This is a genomic window from Glutamicibacter sp. MOO4, assembly GCF_056934395.1.
Genome location: NZ_CM167800.1, coordinates 2,439,799 through 2,464,720, shown reverse-complemented (window position 1 = coordinate 2,464,720; position 24,922 = coordinate 2,439,799). Strand labels below are relative to the sequence as shown.

23 protein-coding genes are annotated in these 24,922 nt (G+C 56.6%); 11 read left to right on the top strand and 12 right to left on the bottom strand.

Annotated features, from left to right (window positions below):
- Window positions 1-49 precede the first annotated feature (49 nt).
- Together AC1Z3F_RS11540 and AC1Z3F_RS11535 are read left to right on the top strand one after the other, a co-directional pair.
- A complete protein-coding gene (locus AC1Z3F_RS11540; RefSeq protein ID WP_483565757.1) occupies window positions 50-883 on the top strand; it encodes a metallophosphoesterase family protein in 834 nt (277 codons plus the stop codon).
- 63 nt (window positions 884-946) lie between these two features.
- Complete coding sequence (locus AC1Z3F_RS11535) at window positions 947-1,507, top strand: histidine phosphatase family protein (protein WP_262199279.1); 561 nt, start codon at window positions 947-949, stop codon at window positions 1,505-1,507.
- Between the two features lie 70 nt (window positions 1,508-1,577).
- Here AC1Z3F_RS11535 and AC1Z3F_RS11530 read toward each other — a convergent pair whose 3' ends face one another.
- From AC1Z3F_RS11530 to AC1Z3F_RS11510, 5 genes are all read right to left on the bottom strand, one after another.
- Entirely contained in the window at window positions 1,578-4,139 is a 2,562-nt protein-coding gene (locus tag AC1Z3F_RS11530; RefSeq protein WP_483565756.1) for a hypothetical protein, read from the bottom strand.
- Window positions 4,140-4,377: 238 nt separating this feature from the next.
- Window positions 4,378-5,547, bottom strand: a complete 1,170-nt coding sequence (locus tag AC1Z3F_RS11525) for an acetyl-CoA C-acyltransferase (protein ID WP_483565755.1) — start codon at window positions 5,545-5,547, stop codon at window positions 4,378-4,380.
- Window positions 5,544-6,194, bottom strand: coding sequence for a CoA transferase subunit B (locus tag AC1Z3F_RS11520; protein ID WP_131089230.1), 651 nt, complete (start codon window positions 6,192-6,194; stop codon window positions 5,544-5,546). The genes AC1Z3F_RS11525 and AC1Z3F_RS11520 overlap by 4 nt, the downstream gene beginning before the upstream one ends.
- A gap of 2 nt (window positions 6,195-6,196) precedes the next feature.
- Window positions 6,197-6,901, bottom strand: coding sequence for a CoA transferase subunit A (locus tag AC1Z3F_RS11515; RefSeq protein WP_483565754.1), 705 nt, complete (start codon window positions 6,899-6,901; stop codon window positions 6,197-6,199).
- 163 nt (window positions 6,902-7,064) lie between these two features.
- Complete coding sequence (locus tag AC1Z3F_RS11510) at window positions 7,065-7,520, bottom strand: VOC family protein (RefSeq protein ID WP_262199287.1); 456 nt, start codon at window positions 7,518-7,520, stop codon at window positions 7,065-7,067.
- A 70-nt stretch (window positions 7,521-7,590) separates the two neighbouring features.
- Here AC1Z3F_RS11510 and AC1Z3F_RS11505 point away from each other — a divergent pair, with 70 nt between their 5' ends.
- The 6 genes from AC1Z3F_RS11505 to AC1Z3F_RS11480 all read left to right on the top strand — a co-directional run bounded on the left by AC1Z3F_RS11505 (window position 7,591) and on the right by AC1Z3F_RS11480 (window position 14,503).
- Complete coding sequence (locus AC1Z3F_RS11505) at window positions 7,591-8,379, top strand: IclR family transcriptional regulator (RefSeq protein WP_483565753.1); 789 nt, start codon at window positions 7,591-7,593, stop codon at window positions 8,377-8,379.
- 106 nt (window positions 8,380-8,485) lie between these two features.
- Complete coding sequence (locus tag AC1Z3F_RS11500; RefSeq protein ID WP_483565752.1) at window positions 8,486-9,586, top strand: alanine racemase; 1,101 nt, start codon at window positions 8,486-8,488, stop codon at window positions 9,584-9,586.
- 114 nt (window positions 9,587-9,700) lie between these two features.
- Window positions 9,701-10,528, top strand: a complete 828-nt coding sequence (locus tag AC1Z3F_RS11495) for a ribose-phosphate pyrophosphokinase-like domain-containing protein (RefSeq protein WP_444614262.1) — start codon at window positions 9,701-9,703, stop codon at window positions 10,526-10,528.
- 16 nt (window positions 10,529-10,544) lie between these two features.
- Window positions 10,545-12,086 (top strand): nicotinate phosphoribosyltransferase, encoded by a 1,542-nt coding sequence (locus AC1Z3F_RS11490; RefSeq protein ID WP_483565751.1) that lies wholly within the window; start codon window positions 10,545-10,547, stop codon window positions 12,084-12,086.
- 45 nt (window positions 12,087-12,131) lie between these two features.
- Window positions 12,132-12,761, top strand: coding sequence for a hypothetical protein (locus AC1Z3F_RS11485; protein ID WP_483565750.1), 630 nt, complete (start codon window positions 12,132-12,134; stop codon window positions 12,759-12,761).
- Window positions 12,762-12,814: 53 nt separating this feature from the next.
- A complete protein-coding gene (locus AC1Z3F_RS11480; protein ID WP_483565749.1) occupies window positions 12,815-14,503 on the top strand; it encodes a long-chain-fatty-acid--CoA ligase in 1,689 nt (562 codons plus the stop codon).
- Here AC1Z3F_RS11480 and AC1Z3F_RS11475 read toward each other — a convergent pair.
- The 5 genes from AC1Z3F_RS11475 to AC1Z3F_RS11455 form a co-directional block, all read right to left on the bottom strand.
- Entirely contained in the window at window positions 14,500-16,104 is a 1,605-nt protein-coding gene (locus AC1Z3F_RS11475; RefSeq protein ID WP_483565748.1) for a dipeptide ABC transporter ATP-binding protein, read from the bottom strand. The genes AC1Z3F_RS11480 and AC1Z3F_RS11475 overlap by 4 nt on opposite strands.
- The gene (locus AC1Z3F_RS11470) at window positions 16,101-16,898 is read right to left on the bottom strand and encodes an ABC transporter permease (protein ID WP_483565747.1); all 798 of its coding nucleotides are present in this window, start codon (window positions 16,896-16,898) and stop codon (window positions 16,101-16,103) included. The genes AC1Z3F_RS11475 and AC1Z3F_RS11470 overlap by 4 nt, the downstream gene beginning before the upstream one ends.
- Window positions 16,895-17,827, bottom strand: coding sequence for an ABC transporter permease (locus AC1Z3F_RS11465; protein WP_483565746.1), 933 nt, complete (start codon window positions 17,825-17,827; stop codon window positions 16,895-16,897). Before AC1Z3F_RS11465 ends, AC1Z3F_RS11470 begins: the two co-directional genes overlap by 4 nt.
- A gap of 6 nt (window positions 17,828-17,833) precedes the next feature.
- Window positions 17,834-19,495 carry an ABC transporter substrate-binding protein gene (locus tag AC1Z3F_RS11460; protein WP_131089218.1) on the bottom strand — a complete coding sequence of 554 codons (1,662 nt, stop codon included), beginning with the start codon at window positions 19,493-19,495 and terminating at the stop codon, window positions 17,834-17,836.
- Between the two features lie 131 nt (window positions 19,496-19,626).
- On the bottom strand, window positions 19,627-20,235 hold the full coding sequence (locus AC1Z3F_RS11455) for an NAD(P)-dependent oxidoreductase (RefSeq protein ID WP_483565745.1): 609 nt from the start codon (window positions 20,233-20,235) through the stop codon (window positions 19,627-19,629).
- Window positions 20,236-20,319: 84 nt separating this feature from the next.
- On the opposite strand from AC1Z3F_RS11455, the gene AC1Z3F_RS11450 reads away from it, so the two are divergent.
- On the top strand, window positions 20,320-20,703 hold the full coding sequence (locus AC1Z3F_RS11450; RefSeq protein WP_131089216.1) for a winged helix-turn-helix transcriptional regulator: 384 nt from the start codon (window positions 20,320-20,322) through the stop codon (window positions 20,701-20,703).
- 74 nt (window positions 20,704-20,777) lie between these two features.
- Complete coding sequence (locus AC1Z3F_RS11445; RefSeq protein WP_483565744.1) at window positions 20,778-21,914, top strand: acyl-CoA dehydrogenase family protein; 1,137 nt, start codon at window positions 20,778-20,780, stop codon at window positions 21,912-21,914.
- A gap of 7 nt (window positions 21,915-21,921) precedes the next feature.
- Here the strand turns inward: AC1Z3F_RS11445 and AC1Z3F_RS11440 are convergent, their stop codons facing one another.
- Window positions 21,922-22,629, bottom strand: coding sequence for an NUDIX hydrolase (locus AC1Z3F_RS11440; RefSeq protein WP_131089214.1), 708 nt, complete (start codon window positions 22,627-22,629; stop codon window positions 21,922-21,924).
- 257 nt (window positions 22,630-22,886) lie between these two features.
- On the opposite strand from AC1Z3F_RS11440, the gene AC1Z3F_RS11435 reads away from it, so the two are divergent.
- A complete protein-coding gene (locus AC1Z3F_RS11435; RefSeq protein WP_131089213.1) occupies window positions 22,887-23,666 on the top strand; it encodes a 3-hydroxybutyrate dehydrogenase in 780 nt (259 codons plus the stop codon).
- A 42-nt stretch (window positions 23,667-23,708) separates the two neighbouring features.
- On the opposite strand, the gene AC1Z3F_RS11430 is transcribed toward AC1Z3F_RS11435, so the two are convergent.
- Entirely contained in the window at window positions 23,709-24,917 is a 1,209-nt protein-coding gene (locus tag AC1Z3F_RS11430) for an MFS transporter (RefSeq protein WP_131089212.1), read from the bottom strand.
- Window positions 24,918-24,922: the final 5 nt, after the last annotated feature.

Genomic DNA, 24,922 nt, shown 5'->3' with positions numbered 1-24,922 from the left:
AGAACAGAACAGTTCAATGGAATGAACAGCAGCACGACGCGGGGAGGGAATGATGAAGCCACTGACAGTTATTCATCTGAGCGACACTCACCTCTGCCGCGACGGGCAATTGCTCCGCGAGACCATCGATTCGTGGCAGCAAATTGAACTTGCGCTAGAAGCAGCACATGCGTTCTCGCCCGACGCGATTGTCCTCACCGGGGATATTGCGGACCGCGGAGCGCCAATTCACTCTCGGGCAGCCAAACTGTTCAACGAGTTCCAAGAGGAACTGGGTTGTCCGGTGATCAGCATTCCAGGCAACCACGATCCAGCACGAAGTGTTGGAGCTGAATTTAATACCCGAAGACTTTCAACTGGACCTCACCCGGCCAATACCGTGCACGAGGTTATGGGCCTAAGAATTATTGGTCTAGACAGTGGTGGGTACCAGCAAAGGCAAGGAGAGCTGGATCGCGCCCAGCTGCAATGGCTCGAATCGTTGCTGACGGTTCCAGCTCCGCGCGGTTCGCTCCTACTGATTCACCATCCCCCGGTGGAAGCAACCAGCGAGTTTAGAGCCGGCCGAGGACTCAAAGATCCCATGGCATTGGCCGCGGTCATTGCGGGCAGTGACATCAGAGCCATCTTGTGCGGGCACTACCACCAGGCCGCAAGCAGTCAGCTACTAAATACTCCGGTATTCATGGCGCCGGCTGTCTCCTACAACATGAATCCATTTGCTTCAGATGAAGTTTTGGAAGAATCCGGAGCGAAATTTGCGCTCCTGCAATTGGGACTGAACACAGTGAACTGGTCCGGTGCTTCAAGCGATCAGTTCACCGGTATGCCACGGGACGTGGCCTTACCCGCTCCAGTCAGTATTTACGAGAACACTGACTGATCCACAGAGAACTTCGCACCGCAGGAAAGAAAACTAGCGGTGCACGCCAGAAAGAAGAAGACGATGAGCGAACAGAAAATTGTATTGATCCGCCACGGACAGACCGAATGGAACAAAGCAGGCCGACTTCATGGACGAAGCGACTTGCCAATGAACGAAACCGGCGTACGCCAAGCCCAGCAGCTGGCTCAGGAATTTGCCGTACAGGGTCCGTGGGCCGCCGTGTATTCATCCCCGCTCTTCCGGGCATTACAAACTGCACAGATTATTTCCAAGGGAATCGGCACCCGTGCCCTGTACGAAAACCCTGAACTCATGGAACAAGACTTTGGCGACTGGGAAGGCAAGCTTGTTGGCCACCCTGCTGATGAGCAGCGACAGCTACACATTGGTTCCGGCGAAACGGAGAAACATCTTGTGGAGCGAGCGGTCAACGCCTTGTTCAAGATTTGCCAGCAGCACGCAGGCGAAAATGTTTTGGTAGTCAGCCATGGAGCACTGATCAGCTCTGTACTTAGCGCACTGACCGGTGAATCTGATCCGCGGGTAGCCAACGGAACCTATCGCGAACTAGATGCGCGGTTGCTGAACAACTACGTGTCCCGAGAACCACTGAGCCACTAAAAGCGACTGCACTAAATAGGTCCGCGGGCTGGTCAAGAGACCAACCCGCGGACTTATTTGCTAGGCGTTTTTACCACCAAGATGAATCGGTGACGGTAACAACCGGTTGTCCGGTGCTCCAATCGATGTTGCCCGTGAAGCTCCGTTCGATTTCTTCCTCGTCGTAGTCGATGTACTCTTTGTCCGTTTGCTTGTATTTGAACGTGACAGGCGAGCTTTCGAAGGTATCCATTCCTTCAAGCGCTACTTGCTCGGCCTGTTTCTTCACCGAGAAGGACTCTAGATCTTTGGCCTGCAACTCATAAGGGCAGCCCTCATCGAGATTGGTCGGTGCGGTGACACAAGCGGTAGAAAACGCTCGTACCTTCTCCAGCACAAGTTGATCAACCTTTGCCGTGGCCACGGTGCTCAGAGTAACGGCGGCTTCCAGATCATCTGGGTGATTTGCGCGCAATTGCTGAACATCAGTTTCTTGGTATTCAGTGCTTGGAGCCGTGACGTTGTAGATGCCAGGGTAAACGTAGTAGTCACCGCTGTAGGAGGAGGAAGTTTCATCAAAGAACGATTCGCCCTCACCAAGGTGAACCTGTTCCTTGCCAACGGTGACATCCGAGACTAGACCCGAACTGATTTTTACTGGCACCAGTAGCGGTTCGTTCAGTTCCCAGGTATCAAGCAGCCCGAACTCTTTGTCCCCGCGGTCTACGCTAAAGACTTTTTCATGCTGTTCACCGTTAATGGCGTAGGTCGCGCGGATAGTTGCTGAACTGTCGTCCTTGGACTCACGTTTAACATCGACAACCTCCAAACGCTGCTCGGCCCCAGCCATTGCGTCATCGGTGAGCAGAACGCGGGAAGCATTATCAATGCCCGGGTCAACCATTTCCCCGGCCTTGTCTGCTTTTCCATCAGCCAGCAGGGACAGATACTGCTCAACCTGTGCCTCTGGTTTTCGCTGAGAATTCAGGTAGGTCACGGCACCAATGCCGAGACCTACAAGGACCGCCAAACCGAGTACGCCAAATCCAACAGCTTTTGCCTTCGTCTTGGAAGCTGCGGAGGCTGGCTGAAGTGCAGGCGCTGGGCCTACAGGGGAGACCGGTGCGGTGTTGGCGCTCGCAGCTGGTGCTGCGGCAAACGAAGTTGTGGCCGGTTCGGTGGTGGTGACCGGCATGGTGGTGGTCGGAGTAGCTGGCGCTGGTGCTACTGAGGCTGCTGGTGCTGCAGGTGCCGTCGCGACTGGAGCCTGTGACTGTCCGGAGATCCAGCGTTCCGTAGCAGCTTTACCACCCAGAACGCCGAGTAGCGCTGGGAAGTAGCGGTAGACCTGAAGCGGCAGAAGTTCGGCGAGCACCGAGACGATAGCTGCACCGATGGCTAGGAAAATCACGGAATACCAAGTGATGCCGAAGGAGACATCTGCGTTCATGTTGCCCAGTTCGCCAGCGCTGATCTTGCCGCCCAAGGAAAGGCTGGTTAGCCACGCGAGAATCATCCATAGGACGAGTGTGACAACCGGTAGCTGCCATACCCGCTGCCAGTTGATTCCACTGGTACGGGTGCGGTGAATGCCGACTCGAATCGCCACGGCAACAACCAAGAGAACAGTAAGGACAATCAGCCAAGCGCCCTTACCGTCGGCGAAGTCCCAGATCCGGTACGCGGAGGTTGGGATGGAATCTCCGGTGAAGTTTTCCAGGGTCGAAGCGGCACCAGAAATGTTTGGAGCCACCGCACCGAGGAAGCCCAAAGCACCAAGGTAGGCGCCTAGGGTTCCAAGCAAAGGAAGCAACATCAGAGTCATGCTCCACGGCATGTCTTCGCTCTTGTTGACCAATACGATGATGACGCCGACTACGGCAAAGACCGTCAAGACAGCAACAACAAGAGTAATTGCCTCACGTACACCGTTCATCAGCGGAGTTTCAGCGCTGGATCGAGCTGGGGCAGTGGCAATGAACTGTGAGAAGAATACAGTGAGCAGAACAGTGAAGAAGACGCCAGCGTACCGCGGCGAAATCGTTGCACTCACGAATTCCATGGCTTCCATACTGAGCTTGCCAAAGAGCGAAATGATCAAGAAGACCAGTGCAAGAACCAGTGCGTGCAGTCCCGAATTCAGAGCGGCGCTCTTCCAACCACCGGCAGGAACGCCTCGCTTGAGTTTGCGAACTACCAGGTAGTTTGCAATGCAGATTGCGAGAATCGCAGTGATCGAGACAAGCGAGAGCGCTAGGTGCGCTTCTCCGGACATGCCGAAGCCACCACCGTTGCCCGAAATCTTCAGGCCACCGCCGAGCATGGTGCTAAATAGCAAGATGAAGGCTTTGAATGAGTTGAGTTGCGAGGCTAACCCTGCGTCTGAGTAGTCAGAGTAATCGCTAGCCCCTGATTCCTTAGCCGCGGATGCCAACGGAATAAGGTAACAAAGGGCAAGTACGATAGCGATAACCGCAATAGCGCCGGCCTGAATTGCGAGCAATTGAAGGCTAGCTTTGGACTTGAGGTCCACTAGCGCGTCAATAACCTTTTTTACCTGCGGATTTTGTCCGGCTGGTGCCAGCGGTGGTGGCGGAGGAATGGAGGGCGTTTGAGGCGCCTTTGGTTCATCCGGTTGTTGCAAATTTTCCAATGGAAGTCCTGACGTGGTGCGATGATGATCAAGCAATGGCAAAACTCGTCGCATTAAAGTCGAACGAGTTGAAATTTGGCCTACCAATTTCATATCACAGAACGCGGACAAAATACCTCCGAATAGAGACTGTGACGCTGTTTCAAAGCCTGAATTCGCTTTTCATTACGCACATAAAAAGCCGGGGTCAATGAATATCAAAATTCATTGACCCCGGCTTGGTCACCGGAACTCCGATTTAGAGAGAACGAAGCAGTACCGCGGTGCCTTGTCCGCCACCACCACAAATACCAATGGCGCCCAAGGAACCGGCAGGTAGCTCCTGCAGCTGTCGAGCCAAGGTGCCAATGATGCGAGCGCCCGAAGCGCCGATCGGGTGACCCAAAGCGGTGGCTCCACCATGCTGATTTACGATGGACTCATTGATGCCCAGAAGTTTGGTGGACTCAACAACTACCGCGGTGAAGGCTTCATTGATTTCAACGGCCTTCAGGTTTTCAGCCTTTTCGCCGGCCTTCTGCAAGGCGGCGGCAATCGCATTTGAAGGCTGCTCATGCAAGGTGCGTCCTGGGCCAGCGACAAATGCGTGCGAGACGATTTCGGCCGAAGCGGTCAGGCCAAGACGTTTAATGGCGGCGTCGCTGGCCAAGACCACGGCGGCAGCGCCGTCGGTGATCTGAGAAGAGTTACCAGCCGTGATCGTTCCGTCCTTCGAGAATGAGGGGCGCAACTTAGCTAGGGTTTCTACAGTGGTGGTGTCACGAATGCCATCATCTTCGGAGTAGGTTGTTTCGCCCTTGCGGGTGGTGACGGTGAACGGAGCAATTTCACCGGCGGTAAATTCGCGAGAGGCTGCAGCCTTCTGGTGCGACTGCGCGGCAATCTTGTCCTGGGACTCACGGGTGATGGAAAGTTCGCCGTTGTGCTCTTCCGTCGAAGCACCCATGGAACGTTTTTCTGCCGCGTCGGTCAGACCATCGTGGGCCATGGTGTCAATCATTTCGATGGCACCGTACTTAACGCCAGCACGAGCTCGTTGTGCGTGGGGAGCAAGAGTCATGGACTCCTGTCCGATGGCAAGAACTACATCTGCTTCACCGCTATTGATGAGTCGGGCACCGGCAACTACTGCCTCGGCACCGGAGAGGCAGACTGCATTCACCGCAATGGATGGAACGTTCAGTGGAACGCCTGCGCCGACTGCAGACTGGCGCGCAGGGTTCTGACCGGCTGCCCCCTGAAGTACCTGACCGACGATAACTTGCTCTACTTCTTTGGGGTCAACGCCGGCGCGTTCCAACGCGGCTTTAGCCGCGTGTGCACCAAGCTCTGTGGCTGGAACATTGGCGAAAACGCCGTTGAACTTTACAAAGGGTGTGCGGGCGTAACCAACAATTTTTGCGCTCATGCGTTCAGATCCTCCAGGATGTCGACGGCAAACTTAGCTGCCGTGATCTCTTTAATAGTTTCTACGGTTTCACCGGGGGCCACTGCGCGCAAGGTCAAGGCGCCGTTCTCAATGTCGAACACTGCCCGGTCGGTGATAATTCTGTTGACTACGCCAACGCCGGTCAGCGGTAAATCGCAGCTCTCCACGATCTTGCTGGTGCCGTCTTTGGCTGTGTGGTCGGTTAGCACGATCACTCGTGGCGTTCCAGCAACAAGGTCCATGGCGCCACCCATACCTTTGACGAGTTTGCCAGGGATGGTCCAGTTGGCGAGGTCGCCGTTGGCGGCTACCTGTAATGCACCAAGAATAGCGGTCTGTACGTGTCCTCCACGGATCATTCCGAACGAGGTTGCTGAGTCGAAGAAGCTTCCGCCAGGCAAGATGGTGACGGTTTGTTTTCCGGCGTTGATTAGATCTGCGTCTTCCTCACCCTCATAGGGGAACGGGCCCATGCCCAGCAGACCATTTTCACTTTGGAGTTTGACCGAGACACCTTCGGGTAGGTGATTGGCGACCAAGGTAGGAATTCCAATACCGAGATTGACGTATTGTCCATCGGCTAATTCGCTGGCTGCAATGGATGCCATTTCATCACGTGTCCACATGTTTAGGCCTCCTGCTTGCTGCGTACGGTGCGCTGTTCAATGTCCTTGACTCCGTCGGTGGCCACCAAGGTCTGCACAAAAATACCCGGGGTCTCTACCAATGAAGGGTCAAGATAGTCATCAAGAATTTCTTCGGCTTCGGCGAAGGTGTGGCGGCCAGACATGGCAGCCAACGGGTTGAAGTTCTTTGAGGCCATGCGGTAGCGCAGATTGCCTTCGGCGTCTGCTTGGTAGGCCTTGACCAAAGCGATGTCAGCAAAAATCCCGCGCTCTAGGATTGCAGGCTTTCCATTGAATTCCATGACTTCTTTGCCTTCAGCCACCGGCGTTCCGACTCCGGTCGGAGTGAAGAACGCAGGAATGCCCACTCCGCCAGCACGCAATCTTTCGGCTAGTGTCCCTTGCGGGCAAAACTCAACTTCAAGTTCTCCGTCGAGGAACTGTTTGGCAAAGAGTTTATTTTCGCCAACGTAGGAGGCCAGAACCTTGGATACCTGATGATTTTCTAGAAGGATCCCTAAGCCTTTACCGTCCACGCCCATGTTGTTGGAGACGATGGTGAGGTTGGTTGCTTTGGAATCCCGCAATGCGGTGATCAGTCTGTTGGGAATGCCGGAAAGGCCAAAGCCGCCCACGGCGATGGTCATTCCATCTTTTACTACTGCGGCTAGTTCTGCTGCCGCGTCTTCTCGAAACTTCGTTGTCATCGATTTCTCCCTGCGTCCACTATGTGGAGAGCGGTTATGTCTTGCTATAAACCTACGTAGTCGCAGATGAGCATTCAATAGTGATCACTGGATTGGGCGCATATTGATCGGATGGTGAAGAAAGTTAGACAGCTTGTCCATAATATGAACGCAAGTTTTGAAGCTAGACGACATCAAATTCGTTGCCTTCAGGATCTGCCATGCAAGCGGCGAAATGATCCATCTCCGGTAGATCCATCACGCTGCGGATGCTCGCGCCGAGAGCCACCAAACGTTCGGCTTCTTTGTTGACCTGCGCCTTGCGTTCTTCAAATGGGACGCTGCGTCCTCCGCCAACTAAGAGATCAACATGCAGACGATTCTTGATGCTCTTGGATTCAGGAACCTGCTGGAACCACCAGCGCGGTCCGTGTCCTTGCGGATCGATGAGCGACTCGGGGATATCGCCGGCGCCTGGTGGCAACTCTTCGGCGGGCACGCCCATGGCCTGCCAATATGAACGCCAGGTGGTGTGGGGGCTTGGTGGTGGTTCGGGGATGTAGTGCATTGCCTGCGACCAGAACTCGACCATTACGCGCGGATCATTACAGTCAATTACCAATTGCCATGAACTCTTCATGCCCCACAGTATGCACCTAGTTGGCGACATAAAAGAGGGAGAGTCAAAAAGAATCGTCCATAATATGGGCATGAGCAATTTACCGGCCGGAGCCCAAGTGGTTGGCCGACTGGCTACCGTACTGAGAACGGTGAGCGCCTCGATGCCGCAGGGCATCACAACCAGTGAGGCCGCACGTGCCGCAGGCTTGGCCAGGCCTACAGTGCATCGACTGCTATCGGCCTTGGCCACCGAGGGTTTCTGTGACCACGACCGAAAGACCGGCAAGTGGCTACTTGGCCCGGAGCTCTACCTCATGGGAGCGGTGGCCGCCGAGCGATACGACATCAGCGAGCTGGCTCGTGAACACGTCACGGCATTGGCAGAAGCTACCGGAGAATCTGCCTTTCTTTCTGCGCGACGCTCAGATGAAACGGTGTGCCTCCTACGTCAAGATGGCGCCTTCCCCATTCGTTCCTTTGTGCTTTACGAAGGGCGTCGCTTCCCGCTGGGTGTGGCATCGGCGGGCATGGCCATCCTTGCTTTCCTGCCCGAGGAGAGTATGAAGCGCTATCTCGCTAGAGCTCAGTTAGAGGCCGAATACGGTTCTGCGCACAGTGCTAAGGAATTGCGTAAGAAGATCGCCGAAACCAGAAAAGCTGGTTACTCCATCAACCCCGGACTCATCGTTGAGGGCAGCTGGGGTATGGGTGCAGCGGTCTTTGATAGCTCTGGACAACCTGCCTGGGCGTTGAGCTTGACCGGCATCCACACGCGCTTTGAACAAGATCGTCGCGAGGAATTGGGGCAACTTCTTTTGCACCACGCCCATGAGCTCTCGACCAAGCTGGCCGCGCGGACCAGTGGTGTTCGGATGTAGCGCTTAGCTGGTTGCTAGAAATCTGCGGTAATCTTTTTGATCGGCGGATTCAACAAAAACACGACCGTCACCGCGACGCAGTACAAGTATTAAAGGAACGGTAGACGTGGTCTCAATCCCTGCTGGCATCAGCACGCCACACATCATGATCGATGTGGCCCAGCTGGAAAAGAACATTTCCAAAATGGCCCAACGGGTCGCCAGCCAAGGTTTGAAATTACGCCCGCACGCAAAAACCCACAAGATGCTGGAAGTCGCTGGCCGTCAACTAGACTCTGGTGCCGTCGGGCTGACCGTGGCTACCGTCGGTGAGGCCTTAAGCTTTGCGCTGCAGGGCGTGGCCAAGATCTTTATTGCTTATCCGTTATGGGTTGATGAGTCTCAAGCAACTCGCATTGTGGAGTTGATGCGACGTGCGAAGCTGAGCATCGGTACTGATTCGGTCGAAGCCGTCCAGCAGATGTCCCAGATGCTGGGGGAGAAGGCCGCAAAAATCAGGCTCATGATTGAGATTGATAGCGGGCATCACCGCAGCGGTGTGCGACCACAAGATGCGGTGGCCATCGCCCAAGCCGCCAGCGCAGCTGGCATGCGCGTGCACGGAGTCTTTACCTTCCCTGGGCACAGCTATGATCCCGATGGAATCGACGCTGCGGTTAATGATGAATTTAAAGCGTTGGCCGAGGCGACAAGGTTGTTGCGTGAAGCCGGATTTGAAATCAAACGCATCAGCGGTGGCTCCTCACCGACCGCTGCCTTGAGCGATAGCTCTGTGCTGACCGAAGTACGTCCCGGGGTTTACGTTTTTGGGGACGCTCAGCAATTTGAGCTTGGACGTATTGGCTTTGACGAGATCTCATTGACTGTTGCGGCAACCGTAGTGAGCCGTCATGAAGGAAATGAGCAGATCCCTCGCCGAGTAGTACTGGATGCCGGTAGCAAAATTCTTGGCAGTGACCGTCCCAGCTGGGCTACCGGGTACGGGCGCATTGTGGAATGTCCGGACGCCAGAATTAGTGCACTCTCCGAACACCACTCCACGGTCCTGTGGCCCGAAAATCTTGAGCTGCCTGCGCACGGCACTCGCCTGCAGGTGATCCCGAATCATGTGTGCCAGGCAGTGAACCTGCTTGATTCTGTGTTGGCCGTGCACCCCGATGATTCCACCGAGGTGTGGGACGTGGCTGCTCGCGGGCTGAACTACTAAATACTTCCCTAGCTCTCTAAGGTGGTTTGGCGGTTAGCTGACCCCAAAAGTAGGCAGGGAAGTTTTTTTGCCAGCAATAAACATCAAGTGATGTTTATGTGTTACGCTGAATTCATGATCAAGCCATACGCCACCGTTGCAGCCGGATACACGGTCTACTCCGACGTTGAATTCATGAACTTTCCTGCCGGGGAAGCACACTTCAAAATTGGATCCGCAGCCAACGAGCAGACCCCAAGCCACATCATCATCACCGGTACTGACGCCAACGACTTCATGCGAGCTGGTCTCTGGATTGACTACGCACACCAGCATGGTCACGAGGTCAGTGTGGTCATTCCATATCTGCCAGCAGCGCGGGCCGACCGTGGAGAACCCTTCGGTGCCAAGGTCTACGCAAATATGATCAACGCGCTTGAAGCTGATCGGGTGATCTGCTTTGATCCACACTCACCAGTGATCACCACCTTGGTCAATAACCTGACTGTTATTGATCCAGCTGAACCGCTAGCCAAATGGCTGGGGCACTTCGGCCAGCACTACGACGGCATTATCGCTCCGGACGCCGGAGCGGTGAACCGGGCAACTAAGGCAGCCAAGGCCTTCGGACTGCCGGTCTATAAAGCAGGAAAGAAGCGCGACTTTGAAACCGGGAAGCTCACCGGCTTTCACTGCGAAGAGCTTCCTGTTGGCGGCCGCTACCTAGTAGTTGACGATATCTGCGACGGGGGAGGGACCTTCAGAGGTCTAGCCGCTGCGACCGGGCTGCCAAAGGAAAACCTGGATCTCTGGGTTAGCCACGGGGTGTTCTCGGGAGCCGCCGGTGAACTGAAAAATCACTTCGGCCAGATCTTCACCACCGACTCTCACCCTGGACATACCAACCCAGAGGTCAACGCCCGCATCTTGCCCATCGCCTCAATCATCCCCACCTACCTCTAATCCTCAGGGAGTCATCATGAACCTGCTCGCCGACACCACCACCACTGCAGCGATCACCGCACCGCTGTTCCTCACCGACTGCTACAAGCTCGGACACAAGGACCTCTACCCGACCGGCACCACCAAGGTCTACTCGAACTACACCAACCGTGCCTCCCGCATCGACGGGGTAGATCACGTAGTGCATTTTGGTCTACAAGCCTTCATCCAGTCCTACTGTGTTGAAGCCTTTGCTCCCTTCTTTGCCGCTGATGAAGACGAAGCTATCGCCGAGTATGAAAAAACTTTAGTGAGCGTCTTGGGCCCGGAGCACGTCATTGATACCAGCCACATCCGCGAATTGCACCAGCTCGGTTACCTGCCGCTGGTCTTCCGCTCGTTGCCTGAAGGCACACGCGTCCCGTTGCGTGTACCAAGCTTCACCGTGGAAAACACAGAAGCTGACTTCTTCTGGTTGACCAACTACATCGAGACCATCCTGTCGGCTGAAATCTGGCAGGCCTCCACCTCGGCAACCACCGCAGATGTCTACCGCCAGTTACTGGACGCAGCCGCGCAGCGCACCGGCGGCGACTCGGCATTTGTGAATTGGCAACTCCACGACTTCAGCTTCCGCGGAATGGGTGGAGCACACGCAGCAGCCATGTCCGGCGCCGGTCACCTACTCTCCTTCACCGGGTCAGATTCACTAGGAACCATCGACTGGGTCAACCGCTACTACCCATCAACTGCTGGAAGCGAGAACGGACAGATCCTTGGATCCATCCCTGCCACCGAGCACTCGGTCATGTGTGCCGGAATTGCCCACGAAGATGAACAAGCAACCTTTGAACGCATCCTCGAAAAGCACCCGGTAGGCAATGTGTCGGTAGTTTCGGACACCATGAATTTCTGGACTGTACTGGGAGAAATCCTGCCAACGCTTAAGAACAAGATCATGGCCCGCGAAGGAAAACTGGTGATCCGCCCGGATTCGGGAGACCCCGCTGACATCGTCTGCGGTACCCGAAGCAACCCCGAGATCCCAGAGCCCGAGCAGGATCAAACACCTGAACAAAACCCCGCCTACTTCGGAGCCGTGCAACTGCTCTGGAATGAATTTGGTGGCACTATCAACGCCGCAGGTTTTAAAGAACTCGATCCGCACATCGGACTGATCTACGGGGACTCCATTACCCCGGCTCGGGCCAAGGACATCACCGTACGGTTGGAGAAGGCTGGGTTTGCCGCCGCAAATATTGTCTTTGGTGTTGGCTCATTCACCTACCAGTACGTCACCCGCGATACCTTCTCTTCGGCAGTCAAGGCCACCTGGGCAGAAATTGATGGTCAGGGGTATGACTTGCTCAAAGATCCAGTCACTGACTCGGGCATGAAAAAGTCCGCAACGGGTCGATTAGCGGTGCTACGTGATGAACAAGGGGAGCTGTACTTGGTAGAACGTGCAGATGCCAAGGCCCAAGCAGCCTCACTATTGGAGCCTGTGTGGAAGGACGGCGAGTTCCTCAAGACCCAGTCCTTCAAGGATGTCCGCAACGTCTTGGGCAACATCGCGTAGTCGGCATTGAGCACAGGACAGGAGCAGGCGAATAAGATGGGAGTTATGCCGCAACAGCCCCTGGTCTCCATTGACGCCGTACCCTTTATCGTCGTGGACGATTCACTGCACGTGATCACCGCACGTCGCCAGTGGGACCCATTTATCGGGCAGTACGCACTGCCAGGTGTTTTGCTCAACGCACACGAACGACTCAATGAAGCCGTGGCACGGGCACTGGCCGACAAGGCCGGAGTCACTGAAAAAGTCACTCCCCAGCTGGTTGCTGTCTTTGACGACTTTGAGCGTGATGAGCGTGGGCCCACGTTGTCCATGGCGCACCTAGTGATCCTGAGCCACATGCCCGCGGATGAGAACGTTGCAGCGGAACCCCTGCTGAACCTGCCAGTCCTTCCGTTTGACCACAACATCATCATCACCCGCACCGCAGCAATGTTATTGGACTCGCTGTGGATCAATCAGGAAGTGACTAGGGCTCTGCTGGGTGAGCAATTCACCACCGCAGATGTGGTGGCACGCATGAAAGAGCTGGCTGTCGCTGCTGGCCGCCCCGAACCGGTGATGAACAATGTTGGCCGCGCACTGGCCACCAACAAGTCGGTAGCCAAACTACCGGCCGTGGCCGTGGGCACCGGTCGCCCACCGGCACGGTGGCAGTGGACCGAGAACGCATAAAAACCTGCACAAAAAATCGCAAGGTTACCGCCGCGTAGGGCATGATAGAGGCTATGGAGAAAAGCGCTGCGCCCGCTTGGGTAGCTAATTATCAGCCCGGTGTCCCTGCCGAGATCGATCTGCCTACTGAGCCACTGAGTCGTATGTTTGAGCAATCGGTGGCAGAAGCCGGAGCCAGTCCAGCCACTGAATTTTTCGGTCGCCGCACCAGCTACACGCAACTAGGCGAACAGGTTGAACAGGCTGCCGAAGGCTTGCGCAAACTGGGAGTGCGTGCCGGGGATCGCGTGGCGCTGATCCTTCCCAACTGCCCACAGCACGTCATCGCCTTCTACGCGGTATTGCGTCTTGGCGCAGTTGTAGTGGAACACAATCCGCTGTATACCTCCCGCGAACTTCGCCACCAGTTTGAGGACCACCAAGCACGTGTGGTCATTGTCTGGGACAAAGTTGTTTCAACGGTGCAAAAGTTCCCTCAGGACGTGCAGATCGACGCCATTGTGTCGGTCAACCTACTTGACGCGTTCCCACCGATCAAGCGTTTGGCACTAAATCTTCCGGTCAAAAAACTGCGTGAAACCAAGGCTTCGCTGACGGTGCGCATTTCGGGAACCACCAGCTGGAAAGAGCTGCTCAGCGGCGGACGTCTGGATGCGAGTCATCCACACCCTGGGGTAGATGACCTGGCTGTCATCCAGTACACCTCTGGAACGACCGGCCATCCCAAGGGCGCAATGCTCACCCACTTCAACCTTTATTCCAACGCCTTGCAGGGTGAAGCGTGGATGCTAGGGGCCAAGGAACGCGAAGAAATTCTCTACGCGATCCTGCCAATGTTCCATGCCTTTGGCATGACCCTTTATCTAACCTTCGGGGTGAAAAAACAGGGCCTGCTGGTGCTGTTCCCGAAGTTTGATGCCGAGATGATTATTGATGCCTGGAAGAAATCTCCAGCCACGGTTTACTGCGCAGTTCCACCAATTTATGAGCGCACCGCGTTGGCTGCTAAGGAACGTGGCATGTCGCTCAAGAGTGCCAAGTACTGCATCTCTGGCGCGATGAATCTTCCAGACCACGTAGTGGAACTGTGGGAATCGATGTCCGGCGGCCTATTGGTTGAGGGATACGGTATGACCGAGTCCTCCCCGGTAGCACTGGGCAATCCTTTCCACCCAACCCGTCGTACCGGAACCATTGGTGTTCCATTCCCATCAACCCTGATGAAGGTTGTTGACGTGGAAGATCCCTCCAAGGAAGTAGCTCAAGGTGAAGCTGGCGAGCTGATGATCAAGGGACCGCAGGTCTTCCAAGGCTATTGGAACAATCCTGAAGAGACTGCCAAAACCAAAACTGCCGATGGCTGGCTACACTCAGGTGATGTGGTCACCGTGGATGAAGATGGTTTCACCCAGGTGGTTGACCGTGCCAAGGAACTGATCATTACCGGTGGGTTTAATGTTTCCCCCACAGAAGTTGAAGTAGCCCTGCGCCAGCACGCCGATGTGGTTGACGCGGCGGTCTTCGGCAAGCCTTTGGCTCGCGGTGGCGAGATGGTTGTAGCGGCGGTCCAGCTGGAACCAGGTGTTGAACTGAACGAAGACGGCCTGCGGACCCATTGCCGTGAACTACTAGCTGCCTACAAGGTACCCAAGCGTGTAGTGGCGGTCGAGGAATTGCCCCGCTCATTGCTTGGCAAGATCCTTCGCAAGCAAGTCAAAGACGAGCTGACCGACACGATCTAACGTAAGCGTGGCATCGCCGAGAGCAACTTCTGGGTGTACTCGCGCTGCGGGGAGCCGAAGATCGAGGCGGTATCACCGTGCTCGATGAGCTTTCCTTGGTGCATCACGGCCACGGTGTCGCTCATGTGTTCAATGACCGACAGATCATGGCTGATGAACAGGTAGCTGGTTCCGGTCTCCAACTGGATCCGATCCAGCAGATCCAGCACGGTGGCCTGAATGGACACATCCAACGCCGATACCGGTTCATCAAGAACTAACACCGAGGGTTCCGGTGCCAGCGCACGGGCGATAGCTAAGCGCTGGCGCTGACCCCCGGAGAGCTCGCATGGGTTGCGGGCCAAGAGGTCTGCGGAAAGTTCTACCTGTTCCAAAAGCTGAGTTACGGGCTTTCGGTATTCGCTGGCGCGCTTGGATTTTCCGCGGCTCAACGCATCGGTGAGCAACTGTCCTACGGTGTAGCGCGGATCAAATGAGCCCAGCGGGTTCTGATAGATCGCACCCATCTGCTCTCGCAGGTTCTGTCGCTGTGAGGCAGTGCTGGGGGAGAAGCGCTCGCCGAGCAATTCGACGGTGCCGCTATCGGGCTTTTCCAAACCCAAAACCATACGCGCGGTCGTGGTTTTTCCCGAGCCTGATTCGCCCACAATGCCCAGCGTTTTACCTCGCGGTAGCTCAAAGCTGACCGAGCTGACGGCTAGGTGCTTGCCGAAGCTCTTGGATAAGTCTTTTACCGACAATGCCGGGGAGTGTTGTTCGGAGTCCTGAATCTTTCGTGCCGGACTTGTTGTTTCCTCGGCTCCAAGATCCGAGAGCGCGGTGAAGCGAGGGACCGAGGAAGGCACGGCCCTTAAGAGCTTGCGGGTGTAGTTATGTTGCGGGTGTTCCAAGATTTGCTGTGTAGGCCCGGACTCAACAATCTCACCGTGGCGCATCACTGCAATGTCATCGGCGAGGTGGGCTACCTGGGCCAAGTCGTGGCTGATCATGAGGATGCCACGGCCCTGTTGTTTCAGCGCGCGAAGCTGCGAGAGGACTAGAGCGGTAAGTTGCGAGTCCAACGCGGTGGTGGCCTCATCGGCAATGACCACCTGCGGGTTGCCAACCAAAGCCTGCGCAATCAACGCACGCTGACGCATACCGCCCGAGAGTTCGGTGGAGCGCTGCTTGGCTCGCACGTCAGGTTCTGGCATGCGTACGGATTTGAGCACTTCGAGAACTCGCTGTTTGCGTTCTGCGGATTTCAACGCAGTGTGTTCTTTGAGCCCGTCATTGATCTCGCGTCCCACCGGGCGTAAAGGATCCAACGCCATTAAGGCATCTTGCAAGATCAGGGAGAGAGTATTTCCGCGGATTTTCTGCCAGGCTCGGTCCGAAAGCGAACGAGCATCGTGCCCACAGATGTCCAAGGTACTTGCGGTGACGGTGCCACCGGAAAGTCCGAGAAGACTTCGTGCGGTCACCGATTTTCCAGACCCTGATTCGCCCACCAAGGCAAGGACCTTTCCCGCCTGAACGGTAAAGGAAATGTTTTTTACTGCCGGTGTTCCGTCAAAACTTACGGACAGATCTTTGACGGTGATCAGAGTTTGCTCGCTCATAGTGACTTCACCTTTCCGCCCAAAGCGCGGCCAATCAGGGTTGCAGAAACTGCCACGGAAACGATGGCCAAGCCAGGGAACAGACTCATCCACCACGCGAGGTGAAGGTAGGTGCGTCCTGCCGATAACATGGCGCCCCACTCAGGTGCTGGAGGGGGCGTGCCCAATCCGAGGAAGGATAGCGCTGCCGCCCAAATCACTGCTTGACCGATGCCCAAGGTGACCAGCGCCAACAGTGGTTTCAGTGCGTTCGGGATTAAGTGGTTGCGCGACTTGCGCCACGTGCCACGTCCTAGGACCGTGGCAGCTTCAAGCATCTCTGAATTCTTCAGACTACGGATTTGGCTGCGTACCAGTCGGGCATAACCAGGGGCCGTTGACAGGCCCACGGCAACGATGGCCGGTCCGACGCCGGGCCCGGTGAAAGCAATTATCAGCAGGGCCATCAACAGAGATGGAATAGCGTAGAGGGCCTCAAGGATGCGCAGTATGATCTCATCAAGCCAGCGCGGAGACAGCGCAGCAATGGTGCCTAGCACGATGGCTAGTCCCATGCCCAATGCCGTCGCGGCCAAACCAATGGCTAGCGAATCGCCGGCCCCGTGGATGACGCGAGTATAGATATCGCGGCCCGATTCGTCGGTACCGAAAAAGTGGGCCAGCCCTGGCTTTGCAAACGCTTGCGTTGGGTTGATGGCCAGTGGGTCACCGGGAGCCAAAACAGATGGTGCCAACGCCATCAGTAGCCATAGGCCGATAACCAGTAGGCAACAGATTTTTGCGGTGCGGCTCATCGTGACTCACCTGCTGGATTGATCATTCGTTCAATGCCTTCGGAGATGGCCATGACCACGATGTAAACCAACGCGGAGAACAAAGCGATGCCGGTAACCATGGGAATATCCCGGGCCAGCACCGCTGAGAGTAAAGAACGTCCCAGTCCCGGGCGGGCAAAAATCGCCTCAACCACTACCGCGCCGGAGAGTAATGAAGAAAATGCCCAACCGGTCAGGCTCAGTGCGGGCAGGGTGGCATGGCGCAGGCCATGGCGCCAGAAGAGTTTCAGTCGGCTTTCACCGCGAGCTCGGGCGGCCAGCGCAAACTGGCTACCCATCGCTTCGCTGAGTGAATCTCGCATTAGCTGGGTGAGGAATCCAGCCAAAGGCAGAGCCAGGGTGAGAATCGGAAGTACCAACCCGTGGCCGGTGCCGTTATCCACCGCTGGAAGCCAACCCAGCGCTGAGGAGAAGAGCATGATCAGCACGGCACCAAGCCAGAAGTGTGGAACCGCAGCAGCAATGATCTCTAGCAGGTTACCCACCTGGGATCCGATGCGGCCTGCACGCATGGCCAGTGCAGAAAAACAGAGCGCCAAAAGCCAGGCGGCGGCCAGCGCCATCAACGATAGCCATAAGGTGTTGGGCAGTACCTCGCCCATTACCTGGGTCACCGGCTGTTTCAGCGAATAGGAGGTGCCAAAATCAAAGGTGGCGAGCTTGCCTAGGTACAGCAAGTACTGGGTGATGACCGGTTGGTCCAGTGCATACTCGGCTCGGGCCGCGGCCAAAGCTTGAGCGGAGGCTTGAGAGCCTGGTCCGCCCATAATTGCCTCGGCCGGGTCGCCGGGGATCAACCGGATGGCGATGAAGATGGCCGAAGCCACCAGCCATAACACCACCAACGCCCCGCCGACCTTGCGACCGGCCCAAGCCAGCGTGTTCATCAGATGTTACTGATCCAAGAAGGTGTCGAAGTAGATCGGGGAGGACACCGCAGTGGTGGCGCCGACACCGTGCACGTTCTTGCCGTAGAGGAAGTGGTTCTGCTGGTCATAGAGCGGCAAAACGTAGTAGCCCTCAAGCACAATCTTCTGTGCCTGCTCGTAGAGCGATGCGCGCTGCGCTTCGTCCTCGGTCTCCTCGGCCTGCACCAGCAACTTGTCTAGTTTGTCGTTTTTCACCTGTGCATTGTTGGCGAAGTAACCCGACGGTGCTGGAACGGTGGAATCGGAGTGGTACAGCACGCGCAGTACCGATGGGCCAACCTTGGTGTAAGGAGCCGAGACTAGGTTGTACTCATGCTTGGCCAGTGCGCCGTACCAGCTGGACAGGTCAAGCAAGTCGATCTTCACTTCAAAGCCCACGGCCTTGGCCTGTGCTTGGAACTGCTCAAACAGGGACTGCTCGGCAGGTACAGACTGGTTGGTGGATACCGGGAAACGCACGGAAAGGCGCTTGCCATTCTTGGTGCGGTAACCCTGAGCATCACGTTCGCTCCAGCCGGCCTCATCAAGCAGGGTATTGGCCTTGGCAGTATCGGTGCCAAAGAGCGCTTCATCGGAGTAACCCAGTGGTTCTACCGAGGAGAGCAACGAGTAGCTACGTTTCGCTGTGCCGAAGAATAATGCGCCAACACCGGTGTTGGCGTCCACTGCGCGGATAAAGGCTTCACGCACTTTTTGGTCATTAAATGGTGCCTTGGAGCTGTTGAGCTCAATGCGGTTTGCCGAACCCGGACGCGGTGCATCCAGGTGGCCTAGGCCAGCATCTGCTGCAGACGCGATGGTATCTGGCTGGGCGTTATCAATGACATCAACTTCGCCGGACTGCAGGGCCGCATAACGGGTGGCCGCTTCCGGGATGAAGCGCCAGGTAATGCCGTCGAGGTAAGACGTGGAATTAGCCCGCTGATCATTAGGGACCGGCAAGACGTAGTCATCGTTGCGGACCAAATTGACGGCCTTCTGGTGTTCCCACGAAGCCACCTTGAAGGGACCGGTGCCAACTGGCGAAGTGCAATTGGTGGCCTGATCTCGCTCTAGTGCTTTGGGGGACTCGATGGCGGTCCAAGGCATAGAGAGCGATTCAAGCAGAGCGTTATCTGGGGAGGAGAGTTTCAGCGTCGCGGTCAGCTCATCTTTAACCTCAACCCGAACAACCTTGCCCACCGCGAGGTAGCCGGTGGAGGAAGCGGTGTTTGGGTCCTTGAGGTGTTCAATGTTCTTTTTGATTGCCTCGGCGGTGAGCTTGGTGCCGTCGGTGAACTTGATACCGTCATGCAAGGTAATCGTGCGGGTCAATCCGTCTTCGGAGACTTCGGTCTTTTCGGCCAGCCAAGGGATGATCTTGCCTTCAGAATCTTTGGTGAACAAGGATTCAAGGAATTGGCTTGCTACCAGGGCTTGTGGGTAATTGCCGCCCACATGCGGATCGAGGCAGCTTGGCTCGGCATCGCCCGAAGCGTAAACCATGGTGCCGCCGGTGACCGGTTTTGCATCTTGTGTTGATGAGCCGGTGCTGCCCGCAGATGAGCAGCTGGCCAGAAGTGCGCCGATCAGAGGCAGGGCAAAAGCCCCGGCCAGAATGCGCGAAGAGCGCGAGTTGCGTTGCATGAGAAGTGACTTACCTCGGTGAGCTAGTGGAATGACCATTCCAACTTTAGCCCTGTGCAGAGAATTCGTCAGATCGGCGCACTATGGCGCCGATCTGACGAACTTCAACGCAGGTTGGGCAGCGCCAGTTTTTACTTTTCGCTGGCTACGGTCAGGCGACGGTTCTCGTGAGCTGGAGTTTCGATTTCGTCGAGAATTGCGACGGCGAAGTCCTGGCTGGAAACAAAATGGCCAGCAGGTGAATCGGTGCCCTGCGCGTAGCTACCGGTGCGGCGACCTGGTGCGATCACTGGAGCTGGTGCAACAACGGTCCAGGTGATTCCAGAGACCGAGGTGAACATGTCATAAACAGCTGCTGCGGTCAGTGCTTCAGCCTTGTAAGCTTCTGGGAAGTCTGGGCTTTCGACCAAGCGAACACCGTTAACTTCGGTTGCGCCTGCGCCGCCAACAACGATCAGGCGAGCTGGGGTGAGGGTTTCGGTGATTTCCTCGAAGGCATCTAGGTATTCCTGGTGGTCCCCGCCGGTGCGCGATGGTGGCACGGAAATGACGATAACGTCATTGTTCTTGCCTAGATCGCGGTAGGTTGCGATGTCGTTGAGTTCAGCTGCGACGGCGGTGGTGCCGGCAACTTCGTTGCCTGAACGAGTTACCGAGGTGACTTCGTGTCCGCGGGAAATGGCTTCTGCAACAACTTCAGTGCCGACCATGCCAGTGGCTCCGTAAACTGCAATCTTCATAGTGAATCTCCTTGGTAGTGGAATGCGTTATGACACGATGGTATCCTTTGAATACTGACTACTACAACGAAACTAGGTTTCCTAATGGATAGCCATGAGTCATTTAACGTCTTCGTGCAAAACTGTCCTTCACGTGAAATTATGCAACGACTAGGGGATAAATGGACACCTCTGGTGCTGCTCGCGCTTGCTGAAGGACCACAACGTTTCTCTGTATTACGTTCGCGGATCGGTAGCGTCACCCCAAAGGTACTGACCAGCACCCTGCGCACCTTAGAACGCGACGGACTGGTCAAGCGTACGGTTTTTGCGCAGGTGCCGGTTCGTGTGGACTACGAGCTCACCGACATCGGCCACAGCCTCTTGGGTCCGATGGAAATACTGCGCAAGTGGTCCGAGAGCCACGCATCCAAGGTGCTCCAAGCGCGAGACGAGTTCGATGCCCGCGATGATCTGATCCGTAGCTGACCTCGCCCTTGAGTTGTCGCCCAAGTCACATAGACTGTGCTCACATAGAGCAATAACGGGCAAAGGAGCCGGTGGTGTTTGAAATAAGCGACGACCAGAAATCGCTGATCGGCATGGTCCATGATTTCGCGGAAACCAAGATCGCACCGATGGCCCAAAAATGGGATGAAGAGCAGCATTTCCCCATTGATGTCCTCGCCCAGGCAGGACAACTGGGCATGGGTGGCATTTATGCCTCGGAGGAGCACGGCGGCTCGGCGCTCACCCGCAGCGACGCGGTGCTGGTCTTCGAGGAACTGGCCAAGGCAGACCCGACCCTTGCCGCCTACATTTCCATCCACAACATGGTGGTCTGGATGGTCGATAGCTTCGGCAACGACGAACAACGCGCAAAATGGCTGCCGGACCTGATCAGCATGGAACAGCTCGGCTCGTACTGCCTGACAGAACCGGGTATCGGCTCCGATGCCGCGGCCCTGAGCACCCGCGCCCGCAAAGACGGAGACGAATACGTGCTCAGCGGTGTCAAGCAATTCATCTCTGGTGCCGGAAGTTCCGGACTCTACATCGTCATGGCCCGCACCGCGGATACCGGCGCTCGTGGCATCAGCGCCTTCCTGGTTCCAGCGGATCTGCCGGGACTGAGCTTTGGCGCCAATGAGAAGAAGATGGGCTGGAAGGCGCAGCCCACACGCCAGGTCATCATGGAAGGCGTGCGCATTCCCGCCGAAAACCTGCTGGGCGAGGAAGGCCAAGGATTCTCCATGGCCATGAAAGCCCTGAACGGCGGGCGCCTGAACATTGCCGCCTGCTCGCTGGGCGGCGGCCAGCTGGCACTGGAAAAATCGGCCGCGTACCTCAAAGAACGCCAAGCCTTCGGCGGCCCGCTGGCCAAGCAGGAAGCGCTGGTCTTCAAGCTCGCCGACATGGACATGAAACTCGAAGCGGCGAGATCACTGCTGCGCCGCGCGGCCAGCGCATTGGATGCCAAAAGCCCCGATATGGTACGACTGTGCGCCATGGCCAAGAAGGTTGCCACCGATGCCGGATTCAACGTGGCCAATAGCGCCATCCAATTGCACGGAGGCTATGGGTACCTTGCGGACTACGGCATGGAGAAGATCTTCCGTGATCTGCGAGTGCACCAGATCCTGGAAGGAACCAACGAGATCATGTCCCTGATTGTCGGGCGCAGCCTGCTCGATAACTGAGCAGGAATCAGGAACCTGGTGTGCCGATTTCGCTGGCGCGCACCGGGTGCGCGGAATACGAATCGCGGGGGTCTGGATGCACCGCGGTGATCACCGCATCATTGGCGATAATGGCCTGCACTGTTCCCAGCTCCATGGCATCAAGCAGGGTCCGCTGGGTTGGGCGCATCATCTTCAGCTCACCGCGTTCAAGCGCCGCAAAAAGCTCCTGCGGCTTAGCCCAGTCGGAGCGCACGGCTTCGGTGGTCTGGTGTGCAGGTTCCTGATCCGCAGCCAGCGCCGCGACAAAAAAGTAGGTATCGAACCGGCGAGGGAAGCCCGCGGGAGTCACCCAATTGGCCCACGGGAAGAGCTGGCCGGGGTCGAGGACCAATCCGGTTTCCTCGAACACCTCGCGCAGGGCGGCGGCCAGGATTTCACCGGCCTTCTGCTGGGCGTTGGCTTCGCCCTGATCCCAAACGGAGGTACGCGCCCAGCGTTCGGCGTGAGTCCTGATGATCATCGGATCCAGCTGGCCGCTGCCGGCCGTTTCGCTGTCCTTGGGATCAACCCTGCCCCCGGGATAAACCACCATGCCAGCGGCAAAATCCATGGTGGCTACGCGATGCTGGACAAAAACCTCAAAGCCTTCAGCGCCTTCGCGCAGCATCAGGACACTGGCTGCGCGCCGAATTGGAACCGCAGGTGCTGGATCGTTGGTCGGTAAAGTCGTCATTGGCTGCCGATTCCTTTGAATGATGTACGGCCCTGACTTGTGAGGCAGGGGCAGGTGATCTTGTTTCAGCATATCCTCCGGAGGTTGACCGCTGTGTGCTGCCTCGGATCCTTCCTTGTGCATGAACGCACATTGACCTGCGGAATCTGCACAGCGTGAATCGTTGACCCGTGTCGGGAACTGGCCATAACTTTGCAGTAAACACCCGAGGTTCGGGTGCCTGCCGCAATGGTGCGCATGAAGGGATATCACCGGCCATGACTCAAGAATCAGAACTGCCAACGAGCACCACGGGCGGATTGCACGGCCGGCGCGCATTGGTCACCGGGGGAGCCTCGGGAATCGGTTTCGCCTGCGCCCAGGCCTTGGCCCAAGCCGGTGCCAAGGTGACAATCGCTGACCTGAACGAGGAAGCAGCCCAAAAAGCGGCGAGCAAGATCGGCGGAACAGCGTGGGCAGTGGATCTTTCGGATACCGCGGCACTGGAGCAGCTCAGCATTGATACCGACATCTTGATCAACAACGCCGGCATCCAGAAAGTGGCCGCGATCCACGAATTCGAACCCGAAGCCTGGCGGCTGATCCACCGGCTGATGCTGGAAGCGCCCTTCCTGTTGATCCGCGCAACCCTTCCCGGAATGCGCGAGCGCGGCTTCGGGCGGATCATCAACATCTCATCGATTCATGGCCTGCGCGCCAGCGCTTTCAAGAGCGCCTATGTTTCGGCCAAGCACGGTCTGGAAGGGTTGTCCAAGGTCACTGCGCTGGAAGGCGCGGAGCATGGGATCACCAGCAACTGCATCAACCCGGGCTACGTCCGTACGGCCCTGGTGGAAAAGCAGATCGCAGACCAGGCCAAGCTGCATCAGATTCCGGAGTCGGAAGTGGTACAGAAAATCATGCTCACCGAGTCCGCAATCAAGAGGCTCGTCGAGCCTGATGAAGTCGCTTCCCTGGCTGCTTGGCTCAGCTCCGATAAGGCCGGCATGGTTACCGGTGCCTCCTACACCATGGACGGCGGGTGGAGCGCGCGGTAGATTCAGGGGGCGTTTCCCCGAAGCAGGCCTGTGCGTACTTGCTTAGTGGGTCGCTACTGGCTCTTTCTTCGGTTCCAATACGTTGGCGGATGCTAGGCAGATAACCATGCCAATGATTGGCAGGATGAAGGCGTTGTTGATTCCAAGCTGGTCGGCGAGCCAACCGATGATCGCGGGACCGGCGAGCACCGCAATATATCCAGCGCCGACGACGCGGGCTAATTCTTTGGCATTTGAACCATGAAGGTTTCCTGTTGCGGTAAATACCTGCGGGACACAGCCAGAGAGGCCTAGCCCCGTAGCAGCCCAGCCAATGCACGCAAGCGGAAGGACTGGAGAGCAAATGACGGCTATGAGCCCGGCGATCGACAGGGCAGCGCCATAACGGAGAATTCGCGCGGGACCGATTCGTTCCGCGAGACGGTCGATTGTGAATCGTCCAATTGTCATTGCGCTCACAAAGCACGCCAAGGCTAGTGCAGCACCGCTGGATGTCGCGTCCAAGTGCTCCTGGGCGTGAAGGCTGCTCCAATCCATGGCAGATCCTTCGGTCAGCAAGAGCAGGAACGCCAAGCATCCGTAAGCGATGAGCTGCATCGTATGGCGTTTGCTTCGGTGAACCTTGCTTGAGGTAGCGGTTGAGCCGGTCACAATTGGTGGAGTCGGGTCTGTCTGAATTGTCATCAGCGTTTTTGCTGAGACAACAAGCAAAATGAGCACCATTAGGGCAATGGTAGGCAGCGTGAACCGATAACTGATGTTTAGAGCAAATGCGCCGGCTCCGATCACTGAGCCCAGCACACTGCCTACGGAAAACATGCCGTGGAAAGACGACATGATGGGCCGTTGGTACTCGCGTTCAACTTCTACGGCGGCGGCATTAGCTCCTACTTCAATGATCCCCACGCTAATGCCCAATGCCAGTGAAGCTATCGCTGCAGATGCCCAGGTCGAGCAGAAAAGTGGAGGAACGATGGTTATCGAGAGCGCCAATGAGCCGATGGCTGCGACTTTCCCGCTCCCGAATTTGTTGGCGGCATATCCGCTGGCCTGCATTCCGAAAAATGCGCCACCGCCCAGTATGAGCAGGATGATCCCTAATTCGGATGTACTTGCGTGTAGATTGAATTTCAAAATTGGCAGGTGAACTGCCCACGACCCCAGAACCAGACCGAAAGCGACAAATGCCGCGAACACGGCGCGCCGACGTCGAGTCAGTTCGCCTCGTGCCGGAGAATTCGAAATGTGCATTGCAA

Excerpts from the sequence above, each read along its gene's own strand:
- AC1Z3F_RS11460 (WP_131089218.1), bottom strand. The coding sequence starts at position 19,495 with ATGCAACGCAACTCGCGCTCTTCGCGCATTCTGGCCGGGGCTTTTGCC.
- AC1Z3F_RS11525 (WP_483565755.1), bottom strand. The coding sequence starts at position 5,547 with ATGAGCGCAAAAATTGTTGGTTACGCCCGCACACCCTTTGTAAAGTTC.
- AC1Z3F_RS11490 (WP_483565751.1), top strand. The coding sequence starts at position 10,545 with ATGAACCTGCTCGCCGACACCACCACCACTGCAGCGATCACCGCACCG.
- AC1Z3F_RS11475 (WP_483565748.1), bottom strand. The coding sequence starts at position 16,104 with ATGAGCGAGCAAACTCTGATCACCGTCAAAGATCTGTCCGTAAGTTTT.
- AC1Z3F_RS11515 (WP_483565754.1), bottom strand. The coding sequence starts at position 6,901 with ATGACAACGAAGTTTCGAGAAGACGCGGCAGCAGAACTAGCCGCAGTA.
- AC1Z3F_RS11505 (WP_483565753.1), top strand. The coding sequence starts at position 7,591 with ATGAGCAATTTACCGGCCGGAGCCCAAGTGGTTGGCCGACTGGCTACC.
- AC1Z3F_RS11465 (WP_483565746.1), bottom strand. The coding sequence starts at position 17,827 with ATGAACACGCTGGCTTGGGCCGGTCGCAAGGTCGGCGGGGCGTTGGTG.
- AC1Z3F_RS11435 (WP_131089213.1), top strand. The coding sequence starts at position 22,887 with ATGACTCAAGAATCAGAACTGCCAACGAGCACCACGGGCGGATTGCAC.
- AC1Z3F_RS11510 (WP_262199287.1), bottom strand. The coding sequence starts at position 7,520 with ATGAAGAGTTCATGGCAATTGGTAATTGACTGTAATGATCCGCGCGTA.
- AC1Z3F_RS11480 (WP_483565749.1), top strand. The coding sequence starts at position 12,815 with ATGGAGAAAAGCGCTGCGCCCGCTTGGGTAGCTAATTATCAGCCCGGT.
- AC1Z3F_RS11535 (WP_262199279.1), top strand. The coding sequence starts at position 947 with ATGAGCGAACAGAAAATTGTATTGATCCGCCACGGACAGACCGAATGG.
- AC1Z3F_RS11430 (WP_131089212.1), bottom strand. The coding sequence starts at position 24,917 with ATGCACATTTCGAATTCTCCGGCACGAGGCGAACTGACTCGACGTCGG.
- AC1Z3F_RS11450 (WP_131089216.1), top strand. The coding sequence starts at position 20,320 with ATGGATAGCCATGAGTCATTTAACGTCTTCGTGCAAAACTGTCCTTCA.
- AC1Z3F_RS11440 (WP_131089214.1), bottom strand. The coding sequence starts at position 22,629 with ATGACGACTTTACCGACCAACGATCCAGCACCTGCGGTTCCAATTCGG.
- AC1Z3F_RS11495 (WP_444614262.1), top strand. The coding sequence starts at position 9,701 with ATGATCAAGCCATACGCCACCGTTGCAGCCGGATACACGGTCTACTCC.
- AC1Z3F_RS11470 (WP_483565747.1), bottom strand. The coding sequence starts at position 16,898 with ATGAGCCGCACCGCAAAAATCTGTTGCCTACTGGTTATCGGCCTATGG.
- AC1Z3F_RS11520 (WP_131089230.1), bottom strand. The coding sequence starts at position 6,194 with ATGTGGACACGTGATGAAATGGCATCCATTGCAGCCAGCGAATTAGCC.
- AC1Z3F_RS11455 (WP_483565745.1), bottom strand. The coding sequence starts at position 20,235 with ATGAAGATTGCAGTTTACGGAGCCACTGGCATGGTCGGCACTGAAGTT.
- AC1Z3F_RS11540 (WP_483565757.1), top strand. The coding sequence starts at position 50 with ATGATGAAGCCACTGACAGTTATTCATCTGAGCGACACTCACCTCTGC.
- AC1Z3F_RS11485 (WP_483565750.1), top strand. The coding sequence starts at position 12,132 with ATGCCGCAACAGCCCCTGGTCTCCATTGACGCCGTACCCTTTATCGTC.